14 protein-coding genes are annotated in these 18,585 nt (G+C 69.4%); 7 read left to right on the top strand and 7 right to left on the bottom strand.

Annotated elements, in window-relative coordinates:
- Positions 1–164: 164 nt before the first annotated feature.
- Together AVE30378_RS03810 and AVE30378_RS03805 are read left to right on the top strand one after the other, a co-directional pair.
- Positions 165–1,865, top strand: coding sequence for a ShlB/FhaC/HecB family hemolysin secretion/activation protein (locus AVE30378_RS03810; RefSeq protein WP_165360068.1), 1,701 nt, complete (start codon positions 165–167; stop codon positions 1,863–1,865).
- A gap of 72 nt (positions 1,866–1,937) precedes the next feature.
- Positions 1,938–5,204, top strand: a complete 3,267-nt coding sequence (locus tag AVE30378_RS03805; protein ID WP_129239439.1) for a two-partner secretion domain-containing protein — start codon at positions 1,938–1,940, stop codon at positions 5,202–5,204.
- A gap of 98 nt (positions 5,205–5,302) precedes the next feature.
- On the opposite strand, the gene AVE30378_RS03800 is transcribed toward AVE30378_RS03805, so the two are convergent.
- The 6 genes from AVE30378_RS03800 to AVE30378_RS03775 form a co-directional block, all read right to left on the bottom strand.
- Complete coding sequence (locus AVE30378_RS03800) at positions 5,303–6,535, bottom strand: fimbrial protein (protein ID WP_129239438.1); 1,233 nt, start codon at positions 6,533–6,535, stop codon at positions 5,303–5,305.
- Positions 6,536–6,584: 49 nt separating this feature from the next.
- Positions 6,585–7,322: a fimbrial biogenesis chaperone gene (locus AVE30378_RS03795; RefSeq protein ID WP_129239437.1), complete on the bottom strand. Its 738-nt coding sequence runs from the start codon at positions 7,320–7,322 to the stop codon at positions 6,585–6,587.
- A complete protein-coding gene (locus AVE30378_RS03790) occupies positions 7,319–9,832 on the bottom strand; it encodes a fimbria/pilus outer membrane usher protein (RefSeq protein WP_244234952.1) in 2,514 nt (837 codons plus the stop codon). The genes AVE30378_RS03795 and AVE30378_RS03790 overlap by 4 nt, the downstream gene beginning before the upstream one ends.
- A gap of 190 nt (positions 9,833–10,022) precedes the next feature.
- Positions 10,023–10,763: a fimbria/pilus periplasmic chaperone gene (locus AVE30378_RS03785; protein ID WP_129239436.1), complete on the bottom strand. Its 741-nt coding sequence runs from the start codon at positions 10,761–10,763 to the stop codon at positions 10,023–10,025.
- Between the two features lie 18 nt (positions 10,764–10,781).
- Positions 10,782–11,393, bottom strand: coding sequence for a fimbrial protein (locus AVE30378_RS03780; RefSeq protein ID WP_129239435.1), 612 nt, complete (start codon positions 11,391–11,393; stop codon positions 10,782–10,784).
- A gap of 902 nt (positions 11,394–12,295) precedes the next feature.
- Positions 12,296–13,336: a metal-dependent hydrolase gene (locus tag AVE30378_RS03775; protein ID WP_129239434.1), complete on the bottom strand. Its 1,041-nt coding sequence runs from the start codon at positions 13,334–13,336 to the stop codon at positions 12,296–12,298.
- 106 nt (positions 13,337–13,442) lie between these two features.
- Between AVE30378_RS03775 and AVE30378_RS03770 the strand changes: the two genes are divergently transcribed.
- The 3 genes from AVE30378_RS03770 to AVE30378_RS03760 all read left to right on the top strand — a co-directional run bounded on the left by AVE30378_RS03770 (position 13,443) and on the right by AVE30378_RS03760 (position 15,380).
- Positions 13,443–14,081, top strand: coding sequence for a DedA family protein (locus AVE30378_RS03770; RefSeq protein WP_129239433.1), 639 nt, complete (start codon positions 13,443–13,445; stop codon positions 14,079–14,081).
- A 19-nt stretch (positions 14,082–14,100) separates the two neighbouring features.
- Entirely contained in the window at positions 14,101–14,628 is a 528-nt protein-coding gene (locus tag AVE30378_RS03765; RefSeq protein WP_422393617.1) for a hypothetical protein, read from the top strand.
- Between the two features lie 101 nt (positions 14,629–14,729).
- Positions 14,730–15,380: a dUTPase gene (locus tag AVE30378_RS03760; protein ID WP_129239528.1), complete on the top strand. Its 651-nt coding sequence runs from the start codon at positions 14,730–14,732 to the stop codon at positions 15,378–15,380.
- Here AVE30378_RS03760 and AVE30378_RS03755 read toward each other — a convergent pair.
- On the bottom strand, positions 15,377–16,339 hold the full coding sequence (locus AVE30378_RS03755; RefSeq protein ID WP_129239431.1) for a LysR family transcriptional regulator: 963 nt from the start codon (positions 16,337–16,339) through the stop codon (positions 15,377–15,379). The two genes, AVE30378_RS03760 and AVE30378_RS03755, sit on opposite strands and share 4 nt — an antisense overlap.
- Before the next feature lie 157 nt (positions 16,340–16,496).
- Between AVE30378_RS03755 and AVE30378_RS03750 the strand changes: the two genes are divergently transcribed.
- Positions 16,497–17,483, top strand: coding sequence for a tripartite tricarboxylate transporter substrate binding protein (locus tag AVE30378_RS03750; RefSeq protein ID WP_129239430.1), 987 nt, complete (start codon positions 16,497–16,499; stop codon positions 17,481–17,483).
- Complete coding sequence (locus tag AVE30378_RS03745; RefSeq protein WP_208742339.1) at positions 17,480–18,583, top strand: maleylacetate reductase; 1,104 nt, start codon at positions 17,480–17,482, stop codon at positions 18,581–18,583. The genes AVE30378_RS03750 and AVE30378_RS03745 overlap by 4 nt, the downstream gene beginning before the upstream one ends.
- Positions 18,584–18,585: the final 2 nt, after the last annotated feature.

Here is an 18,585-nt window from a genome sequence, read left to right as displayed (position 1 = left end):
ACTACTTGTTCATTTAATTCAGATCATTACTAGATCCTCCGGGCGTCGCGCTACCTATAGTTTGTAGGTCTGCAACATTGCTCAACAGCCCGCGCCAGCACTGGGCTCACGGCCCGGTCCGTCCGGCAAAAAAGGATCGGTCCCAGCGGACCGGTAGCACGTTCATGCCGTTCCCCCCTCCCTTCCCACCGGCCGGACGCCGCCTGCGCATCGGCCTGGCCTGCCTGCTGTTCTCCGCCGCGCCGCCCGCCGCCCACGCCCAGATTCCCGACGCCGGCCGGTCGATGCGCGACATCGAAAGCACCGCGCCCGCCATCGCGCCGCGGCCCGCGCGGCCGACGCTGGACGACTCCGCCACGCCGCCCGCCGCGCCGTCGGCGACCGGCCAGGCGGCCGGCCCCCGGCTGGCCCTGCGGCGCTTCACGCTGACCGGCAACCGCGTCTACGGCGACGACGAACTGCAAGCGGCGCTGGCGGACCTGGCGGGCACCGAACAGGACCTGGACGGCCTGCGCGCCGCCGCCGACCGCATCACCCGCTACTACCAGGACCGCGGCTATCTGCTGGCGCGCGCCTATCTGCCGCCGCAGGATATCCAGGACGGCGTCGTCAATATCGCGGTGCAGGAAGGCGTGTACGACGACATCGCGCTCGACAACCGCTCGCGCGTGGACGACGCGGTGCTGCGCCGGGGGCTTTCGTCCCTGAACACCGGCGACGCCGTGCACATAGGCCGCCTGGAAAGCCTGCTGCAACGCCTGGGCGACCTGCCCGGCGCCGCCGTGCAGGGCACGCTGCGCCCCGGCTCCGCGCCGGGGTCGACCACGCTGCGCATCGACGCCGAACCCGCCCCGCTGGCAACGGGCAGCCTCGAAGCCGACAACTTCGGCGGCTACTACACGGGCGAGTACCGCCTGAGCGGCAACCTGGACATCGACAGCCCCCTGCGCCTGGGCGACCAGCTCGGCCTGCGCCTGTTGTCCAGCGACCGGCGCCAGCGCTACTACCAGGCTTCCTACCGGGTGCCCGTGGGGCCCGCGCTGACCCGCCTGGGCCTGAGCCTGTCCCACATGCGCTATGAACTGGGCCGCGACTTCACCATCCTGGAGGCGCACGGCACCGCGCGCACCACCGGCTTCTTCGTCGAGCAGCCGCTCGTCTACGGCCGCCATTTCCGGCTGCGCGCGCAACTGCTGTACGAAGACAAGCGCCTGAGCGACGCCATGGACCTGTTTTCCATCCGCGACGGCAAGCGCGTGCAAATCACCACCGCCTCGCTGTCGGCCACCGGCGAAGACGGCCTGTTCGGCGGCGGACGCAGCGCCGGCTTCCTGTCCCTGGGTTGGGGGTCGCTGCGGCTGGACAGCCCGCGCCTGCGCGCCAGCGACCAGGCCTACACCCGCAGCGCGGGCGGCTTCGGCAAGGCCAACCTGACGCTGCTGCGCCAGCAGAACCTGGCCGGGCCTTTCATGCTGTATGGGCAGTTCAACGCCCAACTGGCGTCCAGGAACCTCGACGGTTCCGAGGAATTCAGCCTGGGCGGCCCCTATGGCGTGCGCGCCTTCGCCAACGGCGAGGCCAGCGGCGACCAGGGCTGGCAGGCCACCGCCGAACTGCGCTATCTGCCCGCGCCCGGCCTGCAATTGGCGGCATTCGCCGACGCGGGCCGCGTCACCGTCAACCGGCGCCCCTGGAACGACGCCCGCAACGTCCGGCGGCTGTCCGCCGCCGGGCTGAGCCTGACCCAATCCGGCCCGCGGCACCAGGTAATGGCCGCCGTGGCCTGGCCCATCCAGAAGGAAGACGAACACAGCGGCCCACGGGCGGAACCGCGATTCTGGCTGCGCGCCAAGCGGTACTTCTGACCGGCCGTTCCCGAGTGCTGTCGCACCGCGCCCGGCCACGCCGGGCGCGTTCTCCAACCCCTAAGGAAAGACATGAACAAGACCCATGCAGTGATATGGAACGCCAGCAAGGCATGCTGGACCGTGGCCAGCGAATGCGCCCGCCGGCGCGGCAAGTCCGGCGTGACGGGCGCGCGCCTGGTCGCCGCGGCGCTGGCCGCGGCGGGCCTGACGGCGTTGGCGCCGTCCGCGCTCGCGGGCCCGACGGGCGGCAAGGTCACCCACGGCAACGCCGCCATCTGGCAAAACGCCACGGACACGATCATCAACCAAAGCTCGTCGAAGGCCGTCATCGATTGGCAGTCCTTCGACGTCAACGGCAATGAACGCGTAACGTTCAACCAGATGAGCGCGAACGACATGACATTGAACTATGTCAGCGGCGGGGGCCCCCAAAGTTCGATCCGCGGCTCCATCAACGCCCTGGGCAAGGTGTTCCTGGTAAATCCGAACGGCATCGTGTTCGGCGCCGGCGCACAGGTCAACGTGGGCGGCCTGGTCGCGTCCACGCGGAGCATCGACCCTTCCGCGTTCATGAACAACGCCAACGGCGTGTTCGCGTTCGATGCGGGCCCCGTTTCCAACGGCCGGATCGAGAACTACGGCGCCATCCGCGCCTCCGCGGGCGGCGAGATCGCGCTGCTGGGCGCCCATGCCGTCAACTACGGCACGCTGCAAGCCGACGGCGGCTCGGTCGCCCTGGGCGGCGGCCAGGCGTTCACGCTGCGCATGGGCAACGGACCGCTCAGCCTGGAAATCAGCGCCCCTTCCGCCTACGCCCTGGCCAGCAACGCCGGCACGATCCGGGCCAACGGCGGCCAGGTGGCTTTGCAGGCCCGCCATTCCGGGCCGGCCAGCCCGTACGAAACCGTGGTCAACAACAGCGGCGTCATCGAAGCCAAGACGCTGAACAACCGCAGCGGCAGGATCGTGCTTGACGGCGGCGACCGCGGGCTGGTGCAAGTGGCGGGCAGCCTGAACGCCAGCGCCCTGGCCACCTACGGCAACGGCGGCACCGTCGACGTAATGGGCGAACACGTGGCCGTGCGCCTGGCCACCCAGGTCGACACCCGCGCCAGCAACGGCAGCACCGGCACGTTCCGCATCCGCAGCGCGGCCGTCAATGTCGAAAACACGGCCACGGCGGCCCAGCCCACGATCCACGCCGATACGCTGGCGCACAATCTCGCCACCACCAATGTCGAACTGCGCAGCACCGCTGGCGACGTGGTGGTGAACGCGCCGATCGCGTGGGCCAGCGGCAACGCGCTGACCCTGGACGCGCGGCACGGCGGCGCCGGCAAGGTCGCCGTCAACGGCGCGCTGACCGCCACGGGCGGCCAGGCCGCGCTCAATCTGGCCGCCGACGAACGCATCGACATCAACAACAAGATCACGCTCAGCGGCCTTTCCAACCGCCTGTCGCTTGAAACGTCCATGCCGGCCCCCAACGCCGGCCCGCATATGGCGCCCACCGCCAACTACGTGCTGGGCGGCGCGCCCGGCCAGGCCGTGATCACGCTGTCCGGCGCCAACGCCGGCTTCGCCTCCAACGGCGTGCAGTACACGGTCATCCAGAACCTGGCGCAGATGCAGGCCGTCAACAACAACCTCTACGGCTACTACGTGCTGGGCACGGATCTGCGCGGTTCGGGCACGTTCCAGTCCATCGGCGGCCAGCGCGGCGTGTTCAACGGCAGCTTCGAGGGCCTGGGCCACACGCTCAGCAGCTTCAGCGTCAGCGGCGGCGGCGCCAACGCCGGCCTGTTCGCGGCCTCGGCTGGCGTGATCCGCGACCTCAACCTGGACGCCATCGGCGTGAACTCCGGCCAGCCCAACCTTGGGCCCATGTCCATCGGCACCCTGGTGGGCTACAACACCGGCCGCATCGCCAACGTCAAGGTGGCCAACACCACGCTGTACGGCAACGGCTACCACGCCAACGCCACCGGCGGCCTGGCGGGCACCAACCGGGGCGGCACGATCGACAACTCCAGCTTCTCCGGCCGAGTCTACGGCGGCACGCAGACCTATGCGCTGGGCGGGCTGGTCGGCGTCAATGCGAAGAACGGCAACGACGGAGGCATCATCACGGGCAGCCGCAGCGAAGGCATCGTCAGCGGCTCGCTGCTGCGCCACGAATTCGGCGGGATCGGCGGACTGGCCGGCGCCAACCTCGGCGGGAGGATCGCCGACTCGCTCACCACGGCCGCCGTCACGGCCAGCAGTGCGTACGTGAACACCGGCGGCGCCGTGGGCCTGAACCAGGACGGATTCATCGAGCGCGTGAGCAGCACCGGCGCGGTCTCCGGCAACGCCCAAGGCAGCGTCGGCGGGCTGGTCGGCAAGAGCCTCGGCGCCAGCGGCGCAATCGCCGGCAGCACGAGCACCGGCCGCGTTTCCAGCGGCGCCGGCAGCAACATGGGCGGGCTGGTCGGCGAGAACACCGGCTCGATCCGCCAGTCCGAAGCCTCCGGCGAAGTCGTCGCGTACAACGGCGCCTCCACCGGCGGCCTGGTCGGCCTGAACGGCACCGGCGGCGCGCTGGCCGACGTGAAGGCCAGCGGCATCGTCCGCGACACGGGCACGGCGTCGAGCATCGGCGGCCTGGTGGGCACCAACGGCGTCGGCGCGTCCATCGACAACGGCGAAGCCAGCGGCGCGCTGGTCAACGCAGCCAATAGCAACGCCGCCACCCGCGCTGGCGGCCTGGCGGGCCAGAACAGCGGCACGATCGCGTACAGCACCTCGCGCGTGCTGGATGTCAGGGCCGGCAACAACGCGTCGGTGGGCGGCCTGGTCGGCTTCAACCAGGGCACGATCCTGGCTTCGGGCTCGAGCAGCCGCGCGCAGGGCGGCACATACAGCAATGTGGGCGGCATCACCGGGCAGAACGCGGGCGCCATCAACACCGGCATGGCATGGGGCAGCGTCGCCGGCGGCAGCTACTCGAACCTGGGCGGCATCGCGGGGATGAACCACGCGAACGCCAAGATCGAGCACTCCACCGCCACCGGCCCGGTGATCGGCGCGTACAACTACTCGGCCAACGGCAGCTACTGCTATACCGCCACGGGCGCGACGCTGGGCGGCCTGGCCGGCGTCAACTTCGGCGAGATCAACTACTCCATCGCCGCCAGCAAGATCGACTACCGGAACAACGCGGGCCAAATCTACGGCGGGCTGGTCGGCGTCAACTACGGCGTTATGCAGGGCAACTTCGCGCAAGGCCAGGCCGCGCTGGTGCCGCCCGCGGGCATCAACTATGGAGTGATGGATCCGCCCTACTACTACTTCTAACAGGAGGAAACCGCGGGGGCGGCTCCCCGCAAGGCCGTGAAAAAGCCCGGCGCCACGAAAGCGGCGCCGGGCTTTTCCGTGTTGCCGATCCGCGCGGATCAGTCGTAGCGCACCTGGAAGCGCACGCTGGAATTCGCCCTTCCGGGCCTGACGCCAGGCGCCACCGGCGTGTCGTGGTCCGTGCGCTGATAATGCGCCTCCAGGTCGAAATTGACGGTTGCCCCCTGGACGGCAGGCCGGCTGGAAAACGGATAAAAGTTCAGGTCCCCCGCGCCGGCGCCGATGACCAAAGGCGTCGTCTCGCCCTGCCTGGTCAGCACGATGCCCACGTTGCGGGCATAGCCGAACGCCGAGTCGACGCGCAAGGCCGGCACGCCGGGCACCAGCCCCTGCACCCCGGCGTAGAGCGCCAGCTTGGGCTTGGCGCCCGCCGCGCAGTCGCTGAGCGAGATGGAGAACGGCACGGTGCCGGCACGCGCCCCCGGACGAGGGAAGTCCCCCACCGCCACCCGGCCCATTGTGACCTCGCGCCCGTACCCCACGTAGCGGGCGTCCACATTGCACACGGCCGTGACGAGAGGCGGCGTCACCCCGCCGATGGTGATCAGTTCTGCGACGCTGAACCATGCTTCGTTGCGGCACACAGCCCCCGAAGTTGGAAGCACGCCGGATTCGAGCGAAATATCTACGCCGGAGGCGGGCTGGGAAGCCGTCTGCACCATCTTGATCGTCATCCGCGCAGCGGAAGAGTTGGAATCCGGCCCTGTGACCTCGTAGACTCCCGACGGTATCGTGCCCGTCACTACCAATTCCACTGTGATACCGCTGGCAAAGGCATCGAGGGACCCACCCTGAGCAGGCCCTTCCAGCGCGCGGCTGGCATAGGCCCTGATCTCCCGTGGTTCGAACTTGAGTTCCCACGCCCCGGCCGGCTTGACGCGCAGGCCGACGCCAGGAACATTCGTCGGCACGATGGAAATGCCCGACAACCAAGGCATACCGCTCCAGTACGCGCCGTGCACCACATGGGAATCGACCTGCACGTTGTCCGCGTACCGGTATTGCGAAGAGATCGACAACGTGCGCGTGGCCAGCACGGTGCCCTCCGGCACGCTGCTGCCAATATTGCCTACCTGCGGTGGATTCCAGGGGCTGCCGGTGGTCGCGCCTTCGCCGAGTTTCTGCACTACGCAGTCCTGTACCGCCTTGCGCGCGGCGGCGGCCTCGCCGCCCGGCACGGCCAGGCAGACCGCCAGGGCCACGCCCGCCAGGGCCTTGCCGCGGGGTCGGCCCAGCGCCGCCCGCGCAACGGACAAACGTAAGTCGAACATGGGTTTTCTCCTAGAGAGCGCGCGGACGCGGGCGTCCGCAAGCGAAGTTTCAAGAACCGGCGGCGGCTTCCGCCCGGGCGCTGCCCGCCGCGGCCAGCCCCAGGTCGTCCACGGCTTCATAGTCCAGCGTGAGTTCCCGCGCGGCGCGCGGCAGCGGCCCCGGCCAGGCAAGGCGCGCCGACCCGTAGGGCGGCACGGTCACGCCTTCCAGGCCCGCATCCCGCGCGCCGCGCACGCGCAGCGTCCTCAGCGTCACGCTGTAGGGCGTCGGGTTTTCCGCCGCCAGCGCCGAACCGGCCGCGTCGTAGGTCCAGCGCAATTCGCCCGGCGCTTTGCGCGGTTCGCCCGCCAGGCCCTTGGGCCGGAACAGCAGCTTCATCGACAGGCTGATCTGTACCTTGAGCCCGTCGCGCCGCTCGCCCGCCGCGGGCACGTCCATGAAGTTGATCCAGAACTGCGACTCGCGGTCCTGGGGCAGCGGCTCGCCGGTATAGCGCAACTGGACCGCCTTGCGTTCGCCGGGGTCCAGCCGGAACAGCGGCGGCATCGGCGTGAAGGGCACCCGCAAGCGGGCGAGGTCGTCCTGGGCCTCGCCCTGGTCCAGCCAGATCTGCACCAGGATGGGCGCGCTGCCGGGATTGCCGACGCGCAGCGTGATGGCCTTTTCCTGCGCCGGATAGATGAAGCGCGTGCCGTCCACGGAAAGATCGGCGCGCGCCCCGCCGGCGCTTGCGGCCAGCGCGGCGAATGCGCATGCCAGCGCAAGCCGGCGGCGCGCGCGGCTCATGGCAACAACCCCGCCACGGGCGAGCCGACGGCCGGAGGCGGCGGTTCGGGCTCGGGTTCGCAGACCGCGTCCAGCATGTCGAAACCGTCCTGCCGCCCCTGGCGCGGCGGCAGGCGATAGCCGACGCGGCAACGCTGCGCGGCGTCCGGCCCCCACTGCACGCGGATTTCGCCCTGGTCATCGCGCACCCGCATGACGATGCGGCTGCCCTGCCCGACGGCGCCCACGGATTCCCCGCTGGCAAGGTCGAAGACCTCGGCGCCGAACGGCAGCACGCCGCCATCGGGCTGCCGCACGCTGACCAGCACCGGCCGGGCGCGGCGGGTGGGATAGTCCAGCAGCACCACGGCGCCGGCGCGCGGCGCCACGCTGCGGGAACTGGCCAGCAATTCCACGTCGTCGGCCATGTCCGCGGGGTCGAGTTCCACGGTGTTCAGGCGGTACGGCGCCAGGTTGGCGGCCAGGCCGTAGCCGCGGCCGTCCACGCGGCTGCCGCGGTCCATGCCGACGCGGGCGTCCTCGGCGTCCGGCGCGCGCACCAGGCCGACGGTCTCGCCCAGCGACGACGACAAGGTCACCCCGCCCGCGTGGGCCAGCACGTTGCCTTGGGCCCGCAGCCCGGCCTGGCGATAGCCCGACCCCTGCGACACGCTGGCGCCCACGTTGGCCACGGAGGCCCTGTAATCCAGGTTGCCGCTGGCGGTGGAGGTATCCGCGCGGCTGCTGCGGGACGCCGACAGCGAATAATTCAGCCTGCCGGTGTCCCCGAGCGCCCCCGAGACCGCCACGGCGGAGTCGGTGCCCGAGAGGTTGCTGTGGCTGGTGTAGCTGCTGAACATCGGCGCGGCCGCCGACGAGCCGCTGCCCAGCGGGATGGACAGATTGAGGGTCACGACGGTGCTGCGGCCGCGGTTCGGCGTGTACAGCCCGCCCGCGGAAAGGGCATGCACGCGCTGCAGGCTCAGCGCATAGGACACCCGGCCCAAACTGCTGCGATAGCCGACGCTGTAGTTGAGCGCGCTGCCCGGGCGGTTCCAGTACTGCAGCGCCGAGCCATTCAGGTACATCGAGCCATTTCCGCCCAGATCCTGGTTGATGTAGGTATCGAGCCGGTTGCGCAGCCTGCCCAGGTCCCCGTAGCCGCCGACGTGCGGGGCGTCGCGCAGCGCGATGGCCTCGTTCAGCCCCACGAACCCGCTGGTCGAATAGCGGTACGCGAGCAGCGAGAAATTGGTGCCGGAATTGGGCAGGTTCTTGCTGTAGGAAACGCGGTAGCTGGAGCCGGACGTCCGCCCCCCCGGCAGGTGGGCGCGGGCGACCGTGGCGTCGCCCGAGAACGCCCCGAGCCGCGTGTTCAATGCGGCGCCGGCCAACACCGAACTGTAGTAGTCGCTGAAGGCCAGGCCGCCATAGCCGGTGATCAGGTCGCTCAGCCCCGTGCGCACCACGCCTTCGAACACGCGTTGGCCGCTGCTGCGGTAACCCGACGCCATGGCCTGCCCCACCGAGACGGAATAGCGCGTCTCTCCGGGACGCAGCAGATCCACGGCGGTGGCGAACGGCACGATGAAGCTCCAGGCCTGGCCGTCGGCTTCGGTGACGCGCACCGTGAGGTCCCCGCCGTAGCTGGCCGCGCCCAGGTCCTCGATCGCGAACGGGCCGGGCGCCACCGTCGTTTCGTAGACGAGGAACCCGCGCTGGTAGACGCTGACCGCGGCATTGCTCCGGGCCGTCCCGCGGATCGTGGGAACGTAGCCGCGGCGGTCGTCGGGCAGCATGCGCTCGTCGCTGCTGAGCCTCACGCCGCGAAACGAGACCGCGTCGAAATAGCGCCCGTCCGTCGAGGTTTCCCCCAGCAGAAGCTGCGAGCGCCAGGCGGGCAGGTCCGTGACGGCGTACAACTGGCCCCGCTGGTAGGTGGTGCCTGTGCGGGACGACCAGCTTGCGTAGCCGTCGTGCCGCAGGCGCCAGGCGCCGGCGTTCAGCACCCCGCTCAGGCTCAGGTAGCCCCGGCTACGGCGCTGCCCGTTCGTTTCCTGCGTGTAGAGGTTGGTCGTGTAGCCCAGACGCGCCGCCGTAATGCCGCGGTCCCAATAGGCCGGGTCCACATAGGTGCCGGCATTGCCCGAGTCGAGGTAATACGCAGGCACGGTCAGGGACAGGGTCTGCTCGGCCATGTCGAACTTCACCTGCGCGCCGGGCACGTAGCTGGCGAGGCCGTCGCAGACCGGCACGTCGCCCAGTGTCCGCTCGCTGCGCTCCGCGGCATTGCGGCCGATCTTGTCCATGTCGATGCCAACGCTGCGCAGCAATTCGGCCGTATAACAGGGCTGCGCCCCTTCCGGCCCGGAACCGCGGAAATCCATGGCTAGCGCGCCGCGCCATCGTCCGTTCACATGCACGTCGACGCGGTACTGGCCGGGCGACACGATGTTGGGGCGTTCGAAACGGGACAGGTCTATCTGTTCGTCGCCGACTCCGCGAACCAGCATCTTCACGTCAAAACGCACGGAGTCCTGCTGTTCGCCGCCAGCCCCGGCCGTCGCCATCAGCACCAACAAGAGGATGCCCGGCGCCCAGGCGCCCCCCCGCCGCCTTTGCGCGCACGGGTGCCCAGGACGCGCGCCTGCCCGCGTCGATAAACACATCGTTTCGAATTCCGGATGAAAAGAATGAATAAAAGGCCCGGCCCGTGGGCCGTCACGGCGCCATCAGTTGGCTGTCGAAGGCCTGCGTGCCGCCGAAATCGTTGATGACAGTGAAATGCACCGCGGCCTGGTCCGTGGCCGCCTGCGTCCCCGCGGGAAGGTTGAAGCGTTCCCTGCCGTAAGGCGGCACCATGCCGCTGCCCACACTGGCGCGGCGGCCGCCCTTGGCCGCCACGTCCACCGACAGCAGCGACACGTAATAAGGTGTCGGGTTGTGCACCTCGACCGATCCGCCGCCGGCGACGGGCGACCACCGCAGGCTGGGCGGCGCATCCTCCACGCGGCCAGGCAGGCCCGAAGGGCGGAAGAACAGCTTGATCCTGGTGCGGAATTTCAGGCCGACGACGTTTTCCTTGCCGCTGCTGGGCGGCGTTTCCAGCGCATTGAAATAAAAGACGGACTCCCGGTCTGACGGCAGGGGGTGGCGGGTGTAGAACAGCCGCAGCACCCCGCTGGATGCCGGCTCGATCCGGGTCACCGCCGGCGACACCAGGAACGGCACGACCAGCGTGTCGGGCGAGGCGTTCGGCCTGCCGTCGTCCAGCCAGGACTGCACCAGCAGCGGTTCGGCGCCGGTGTTGCGGACCCGGATGGAGACATCCTTGGCATCGCCCGGAAACACGATGCGCGTGCCTTCCAGGACCAGGGCCGCCCGCGCCACGCCGGCGCCGGCGGCCCATGCCACGACGCCCATGGCCAGCAAACGAATAACGGTACGCACCATGGGCGTCATGCCATCGGCTCCTGTTGATTACTGGTAAGCCACGATGAAGCCGATGTCGGAACCCGCGCTGCCGGAAGTGACGGCCGTGGCCGCCGGCACCGTCTTGATGTAGGCGGCCATGAAGTCCAGACTGCCGCCATTGGTGGGAGTCGCCGCGGCGGGATCCCATGTGACCGTCTGCACTTCGGCCGGAGCCTGGGCCTGGCCCAGCGTGACCTTGCTGGTCTTGCCGTTGCCGGCGTTCCAGATGCCGATTTCGAGGCCGGTCGCCGGCAGCGTGGTGTTGATCCTCAGGTTGCCGGAGAGCGTGTTGATCTGCGTGGCGACCTGGTCGAACGAAATGGCGGCCGTGCCGCCTCCGGAGCAGTCGCTCAGCACGATGCTGAAGGGCTGTTCGCTGGCGGGGAGCCTGGCGCCCTGGGCCAAGGGAAGGAAGAGGGCCGGGGCGTGCGTGCCGAGCGGTACATCCTTGATGTTGCCGAGGCCGGCATCCTGGCCGTTGACCTTGCACGTTATGGCCGAGACCTTGCCCGTGAAGCGGATCTGGCCGTCGAACGCCTGGGCATGGGAAACGGCGGGCGCCAAGGCGGCAAACAACGCACCGGAGGAAATGAGGGATGCGAGGAGACTGCGTTTCATATTGCGATTCCTGAGTTGGAGTTGATCGGGCCCGGCTTGCCGATGCAGGCCTGACCGCAAGTCCGCGGCACGCTGGCGGAAGGTCCGGACTGCCGAGTGCCGCAGCCCTGGAATACGCCCACGGCATGCGCGCCATGTGCGAATTCCAGCGGTATGGACACTGTAGGGATCAACTTCTCTCAGGTATTTAGGAACGCAACTAAATCACGTTAGTAGTAGTTCGACATTTAATAAATATTTGTAAATTCTGGGGTTTTTGGGGGTGTTGGAGGGGGAGTGTCTGACACCCGTGATGCGGTGCTTCAAGCTTGGAGCGCCTTGCCGTAGGGGTGTCAGACACCTGCATGGGTAAGGGTCTGACACCCGTAAGGGCAAGTGTCTGACACCCCTACGAGACGGCGGCACGGGGGGTAGAGGTGTGGCCGGGTGTCTGACACGGGGAAGGAGGTGGGTGCCGCGGGGGGTGTCTGACACCCGTGGTGCGCTGCTTCAAGCTTGGAGCGCCTTGCCGTAGGGGTGTCAGACACCTGCATGGGGTAAGTGTCTGACACCCGTATGAGACGGCGGCACGGGGGGAAGAGGTGTGGCCGGGTGTCTGACACGGCGGAAGGAGGTGGGTGCCGCGGGGGGTGTCTGACACCCGTGGTGCGCTGCTTCAAGCTTGAAGCGCCTTGCCGTAGGGGTGTCAGACACCTGCATATGCGGAGGGCAAGTGTCTGACACCCGTACGAGACGGCGGCACGGGGGGAAGAGGTGTGGCCGGGTGTCTGACACGGGGGAAGGAGGTGGGTGCCGCGGGGGTGTCTGACACCCGTGACGCGCTGCTTCAAGCTTGAAGCGCCTTGCCCTAGGGTGTCAGACACCTGCATCTAGACACCTGCATCTCACACCCGCATCCCGGGCTATCGCAAGGACAACTCCGACCACTGCGCCAGCGGCAGCGGCGGCTGTTCGTGCAGGATGCGGGCCAGGACCCGCTTCAGTTCGGGCCATCCGCCGCGCTCGCTGGGCCAGCTCGACGGCGTCACCGGGGTCCAGGTTCCGTCGGCGGCGCGCTCGGCCATCTTGAAGCGGAAGGTGTAGTGCCCCGCCAGCCCCATCCGCAGGTCCGTCACCACCAGGGCGTCGCCGATGGCGTCGTAGCGCAGCCAGTCGTCCGTGAACCAGCGCAGCCGTTCGTGCAGCGGCACGCCTGCCAGCGCCCGGCCCAGGTCCAGGTGCAGCGGCTGGCGCAGCCATTCCGGGGGAGCCCGGTCGAACGGGCTGCTGACCGATTCGTAATAGTCGCCGTCCGCGGTCTTTGCGATGACGCGCCAGACCAGCGTATTAAACGGCATGGAGACGGCCCGCAGTTCGGCAACCGCGATGCCCTGCGCCTGCATCGCGTCGCGCACCCGGTGTTCGGCGGCCACGCGCCCCGCCAGGCCGAAGCCCAGGTAGGCCGTGCTGAAGACCAGCGCCGCGGCCAGCAGGCGGCGCGCGGTCCGGGTCATTCCGAAAGCGATGGCGAACAGCATTCCCGCCAGCAACGGCACGGTATAGACCGGATCGATGATGAAGATGGCCGACCAGCTTTCCGGAATGCGCGCCAGCGGCCAGAAGAGCTGCGTCCCGTAGACGGTGAAGGCGTCCAGCACCGGATGGGTCACCAGCACCAGCCACAGGGTCAGGAACAGCCGGCGCCCGCCGTAGGGCGCCTGCGGCCAGTATTTGCGGATCAGCCACGCCAGCAAGGCGGCCAGGCCGGTCAGGACGAAGACCGAATGCGAGAACCCCCGGTGGTAGGTCATGAGCGACACCGGATCCGGATAGCTCATCAGCACGTCCAGGTCCGGCACCGTGGCCAGCGCCGCGCCGTAGATCAGCGCCCGCCGTCCCTGGAAGCGCCCCATCAGGGCGCCCTGTATCCCCGCGCCCAGCACCGCTTGCGTAACCGAATCCATAATTCCCCGACGATAAGCTTCAACCGGACGGACTACGCCCCGCGCGGCCGTCCATGCAGGCGTTAAGATACCTGATTGCATTCAGCTAATTTTCAAGTTTCCGCTTATGGACCTATACGTCGACAAGATAGCCTTGTTCATCGAGACCAACCAGGCGTGGGCGGGGCCGATCACCTTCCTGCTGACCCTGGGCGAATCCATGGTGCTGCTGGGCCTGTTCATCCCGGCCACCGCCCTGATGCTGCTGACCGGCGGCCTGATCGGCGCCGGCACGCTGAGCCCGTGGGGCGTCGTCGCCTGGGGCATCGCCGGCGCGATCGTCGGCGACGCCCTGTCCTATTGGCTGGGCCGCTGGGCCGGACCGGGCGTGCTGCGCCGCTGGCCGCTGAAGCAGCAGCGCACCGGCGTGGCGCGCGCCCGGCTGTTCTTCCATCGCTACGGTTTCGCTTCCGTGCTGATCGGCCGCTTCCTGGGCCCCATCCGTTCCACCATTCCCACCGTCGCCGGGGTCATGGGCATGGCGCACGCCCGCTTCCAGTTGGCCAACGTCACGTCGGCCGTCCTGTGGCTGCCCCTGATGCTGGCGCCGGGATACCTCACCGCGCGCAGCCTGGGCGCGGCGGACAACGCGCAGCAGATCGCCATGATGATCGGCGCGGGGCTCTCGGTGCTGCTAGGATGCGGTTTGCTGCTAGCCATGCTGCGCAAGCGCCGCGTGCCGGCGCGGCAACGCCGCGGCAACTGAACCGGAGAAGGAAATGGCCATGGATGCCGAGCCGAAGGACGGCGATTTCGCGCGCTATATCGAAAACCTGACGCGCGCCGGCGGCGCGACGCCCGGCAGGGTCCCGCCCAAGCGCGAGGCCGCCCGGCGCGTGCCCGAGCCCGTCCCCGCGCCGTCCGCGCCGCCCGAACCGCTGTCCACCGCCCCCTGGGGCAAATCCGCGCCGCCGCCCCTGCCGTCGCGGTCCGGCGCCGCCGCGCCTCCTCCCGCCGCCGGCCACGAGGACCCCGCCGCGGTGCCGCTGGCGCGGCGCGCGCGGCAGCGCAAGATCGGCATCATCCTGACGGTCGCCGGCGTGCTGGCCGGCTGGGCCGCGGCGCGCATCGTCTTCGAAGTCCTGCGCAGCCCGCGGTTCGACCTGGACGAACTGATGCCCGCCATCTTCCTGGTGTTCTTCGCGGTCATGCTGTTCAAGGCGGCCGGCAGCGCGCGCAATCCGCGCAAGACGCCGCTGGAAAAACTGCCGCCGCTCAAGCCCTCGTCCTACCGCAAGGACGGCGGCGCCTGACGCCGCCGGCGGGCTGTGCGCGAAGGCAATGGTGCTAACATTTCCGCCGCAGCCGCAAAGGCCCCACGAACCCCGGAGTGAAAGTGAATAACGTTGTCGGATTGAACCAGGCCCAGGCGGCCACGATGCTCAAGTTGCAGGACCACTTGAACACCATGATCAATCCGGACTGGGTGAACGGCGGGGCCCGCTTCCTGCGCGCCGCCTTCGTCGAATCCGCCGAGGCGCTGGAGCACTACGGCTGGAAGTGGTGGAAGAAGCAGACCATCGACCTGCCCCAGGTGCAGATGGAACTGGTGGACATCCTGCATTTCTACCTGTCGCACACGATCGTCGAGGCCGGCGGCGCCATCGGCGGCGCGGCCGACGCGCTGGTCGCCGACCTGGCGGGCCCCGCTTCCGTCTCGCTGGACGGCAAGGCCTACGCGCTGGACGCGCTGAACGTGCCCGAACTGCTGGAATTGATCGGCGGCCTGGCGGTGTGCGGACGCGCCAGCTTCAAGGTGCTGGAACAAACCATGGCGGCGTGCGAAATGAGCTGGAACGACGCCTATACCCAGTACGTGTCCAAGAACGTGCTGAACATCTTCCGCCAGCGGCACGGCTACAAGGAAGGCACCTACATCAAGATCTGGAACGGCGAGGAAGACAACGTCGTGCTGGCCCGGCTGATGTCGCAGCAGGATCCCGCCAGCGCGGACTTCGCCGACGCGCTGCACCGCGAACTGGAACAGGCCTACTCCCGCCTCTAGGCCCCGCGCGCGGCGGGCGCGGCAGCCGGCGGGCACGCCGAATCGATGGCCACGTCCCAGACCGACGGCGAACCCACCTGCCGCCGCAACTGCTCGGTGAAGGCGCGTATCCGGGCGTTGGCGCGCGGCATGGCCCGCAGCAGGTAGATGCCGCTGTCGGGCGGCGGGCTGGCGTCCTGCAGCGCAAGCTGCACCAGGCGGCCGGCGCCGATGTCCGGCCCCGCCGACCAATTGGGCATGAGCGCGATGCCCAGCCCTTCCAGCGCCGCCTGGCGCCGCGCATCGCAGTCATCGCACTCCAGCACGAACCTGGCGTCCTGCGCCCACTGGCCGTCGCCCAGTTCGCGCCAGCCCCGCACGCTAGTGCTGTGGCGCCGGTCGATCAGGCGGTGGCGCGACAGGTCCGCCAGCGTCCGCGGCACGCCGTGGCGCTCCAGATACGACGGCGCGGCGCAGATCAGGTAACGGTGGCTGCCAATGCGCTGGCCGATCAGGCTGCTGTCGGGCTGCTGCCCCACGCGCACCACGACGTCCATGCGCTCGACCACCGGGTCCACCACTCGCTCGGTCAGTTCCAGTTCCACCCGCAGTTGCGGATGGCGTTCGCCCAACTGTTGCAGGATGGGCACCACGTAGCGGCGCGCGAAGGCGGGCAGGCAGCTCACGCGCAGCAGGCCCTGCACGGTCTGCTCCAGCGAAATGACCTCCGAGCGCGCCTCCGTCATGTCGTGCAGGATCTTCACGGCCCGTTCGTACAGCACCTCTCCGGCCTCGGTGGGCACCAGGGCGCGGGTCGAACGCACGAACAGCGGCACCTGCAGTTCGGATTCCAGGGCCCCGATCTGCCGCGCCACGGACGAGGCCACCATTCCGCGGCGGCGGGCCACCTCGGAAAAGCTCTGCGCGCGGGCGACGTCCACGAAGATGGACAGGTTTTCGGCAAATTTGACGGCTTTCATTTGTGCGTACTACGCAAAAGGGTTTGGCGTTCGGCGCCTACTTTCCTGCGGGCGTTGGCACTTACGATAGCGTGCATGGCTGCACCTTGGCAATTTTCACAAAGATCGCCCAGTCCTGGCAGCCGCGATAACGACGACAACACGCCCAGGAGACTTCATGCCCCGATTCACCGACATTCGCCGCAAGCCCCTCGCCCTGCTGGCGGGCGCCGCCCTGGCGGCCTCCGCCTGGACCGCCGGCCCGGCCGCGGCGCAGTCCTATCCCAGCAAACCCGTCACCGTGGTGGTGCCGTTCGCCGCGGGCGGCACGGTGGACAACGTGGCCCGCCAGGTGCAGCAATCGCTGCAGGAGAAGCTGGGCCAGCCGGTGGTCATCGACAACCGCGGCGGCGCCGGCGGCACCATCGGCACGGCGCTGGTGGCCAAGGCGCCGGCCGACGGCTACACGGTGGAGATGGTGTTCGATTCCTACGCCACCGAACAGCTCATCCATCCCAAGCTGTCCTACGTCACCGAGCGCGACCTCACCGGCGTCTCCTACATGGTGCGTTCGCCCATGGTGCTGGCGGTGACGGGCAGCGGCCCCTACCAGACGCTGGCCGACTACGTCGCGGCCGCGAAGAAAGGCGACGTATCGTTCGCCTCGGTGGGCGCCGGCAGTTCCAACCACCTGGCGGCCGAACTGTTCCACCAGCAGGCGGGCACCAGCGGCATCCATACGCCGTACCGCGGCGGCGGCCCGGCCCTGTCCGACCTGATGGGCGGCCACGTGGATTCCATCATCGCCAGCCTGCCGCTGGTGCTGCCCCACATCCAGAGCGGCAAGCTGCGCGCGCTGGCGGTCACCGCGCCCAAGCGCGTGGCGGCCCTGCCCGACGTGCCCGCCATCGCCGAAACCTACCCGGGCTTCGAGATCTATTCCTGGGTAGGCATGGTGGCGCCGGCCCAGACGCCCCCCGCGGTCCTGGACAAGCTGGAGACGGCCACGATCGCCACGCTGCGCGATCCGGCCGTGGAGGGCCGCATCACGGCGGCCGGCTTCGAAGTGGTCGCCGGCGGACGCGCGGACATGGACGCGCTGGTGCGCGCCGAATCCGAACGCTGGGGCCAGCTCATCAAAACCCGGGGAATCGTGACGCAATGACCGGCCTGCCCTACCCGAACGCCGTGCCTCCCTTCGTCTACGCCAGCCGCGCGCAGCGCGTGGTCTTCGGCCCCGGCAGCCTGCGCGGCCTGGCGGCCGAGCTGGACGCGCTGGGCCTGAAGCGCGCGCTGGTGCTGTGCACGCCGCAACAGCGCGCGCAGGCGGAACAGGCCGCCGCGCTGCTGGGCGCCCCCCGGGTGGCCGGCATCTTCGACCAGGCCGTGATGCACGTGCCCATCGAGACCGCCCGCCAGGCCCGGCAGGCCGCCAGCGAACTCGGCGCGGACTGCGCCGTGGCCGTGGGCGGCGGCTCCACCATCGGCCTGGGCAAGGCCATCGCGCTCGATTCCGGCCTGCCCATCATCGCGGTGCCCACCACCTACGCGGGTTCCGAGATGACGCCGATCTACGGCATCACCGAGGCGGGCCTCAAGAAAACGGGCAAGGACGACCGGGTGCTGCCGCGCAGCGTGGTCTACGACCCGGAACTGAGCCTGGCCCTGCCGGCGGCCATGAGCGTGACCAGCGGCATCAACGCCATCGCCCACGCCGCCGAGGGGCTGTACGCGCGCGACGGCAATCCGGTCATGGATCTGATGGCCCAGGAAGGCATCCGGGCGCTGGCGCGCGCCCTGCCCGTCATCGCGGGCGGCGCCGACGGCGACGCGCTGCGATCGGCGCGCGGCGACGCGCTCTACGGCGCCTGGCTCTGCGGCACCGTGCTGGGCAGCGTCGGCATGGCCCTGCACCACAAGCTCTGCCACACGCTGGGCGGCAGCTTCAACCTGCCGCACGCCGAAGTGCATACCGTGGTGCTGCCGCAAGCCCTGGCCTACAACGCGCCCGCCGCGCCGCGGGCGTTGGAGCGCGTCGCCGCGGCGCTGGGCGCGGCAGACGCCCCCGAAGGCGTGTTCGACCTCGCCAAATCGCTGGGCGCGCCCACCGCCCTGCGCGAGATCGGCATGCGGGAGGAAGACCTGGACCGGGCCTGCGACATCGCCTTGCAGACGCCCTACCCCAACCCCCGCCCGCTGGAACGCGCGGCACTGCGGGCGCTATTGCAGGACGCCTACGAGGGCGCGCGGCCCGGCCGCGCCTAAGC

Source organism: Achromobacter veterisilvae, assembly GCF_900496975.1.
Classification (GTDB): Bacteria; Pseudomonadota; Gammaproteobacteria; order Burkholderiales; family Burkholderiaceae_B; genus Achromobacter; species Achromobacter veterisilvae.
This window is presented reverse-complemented; position numbering and strand designations above follow the sequence as displayed.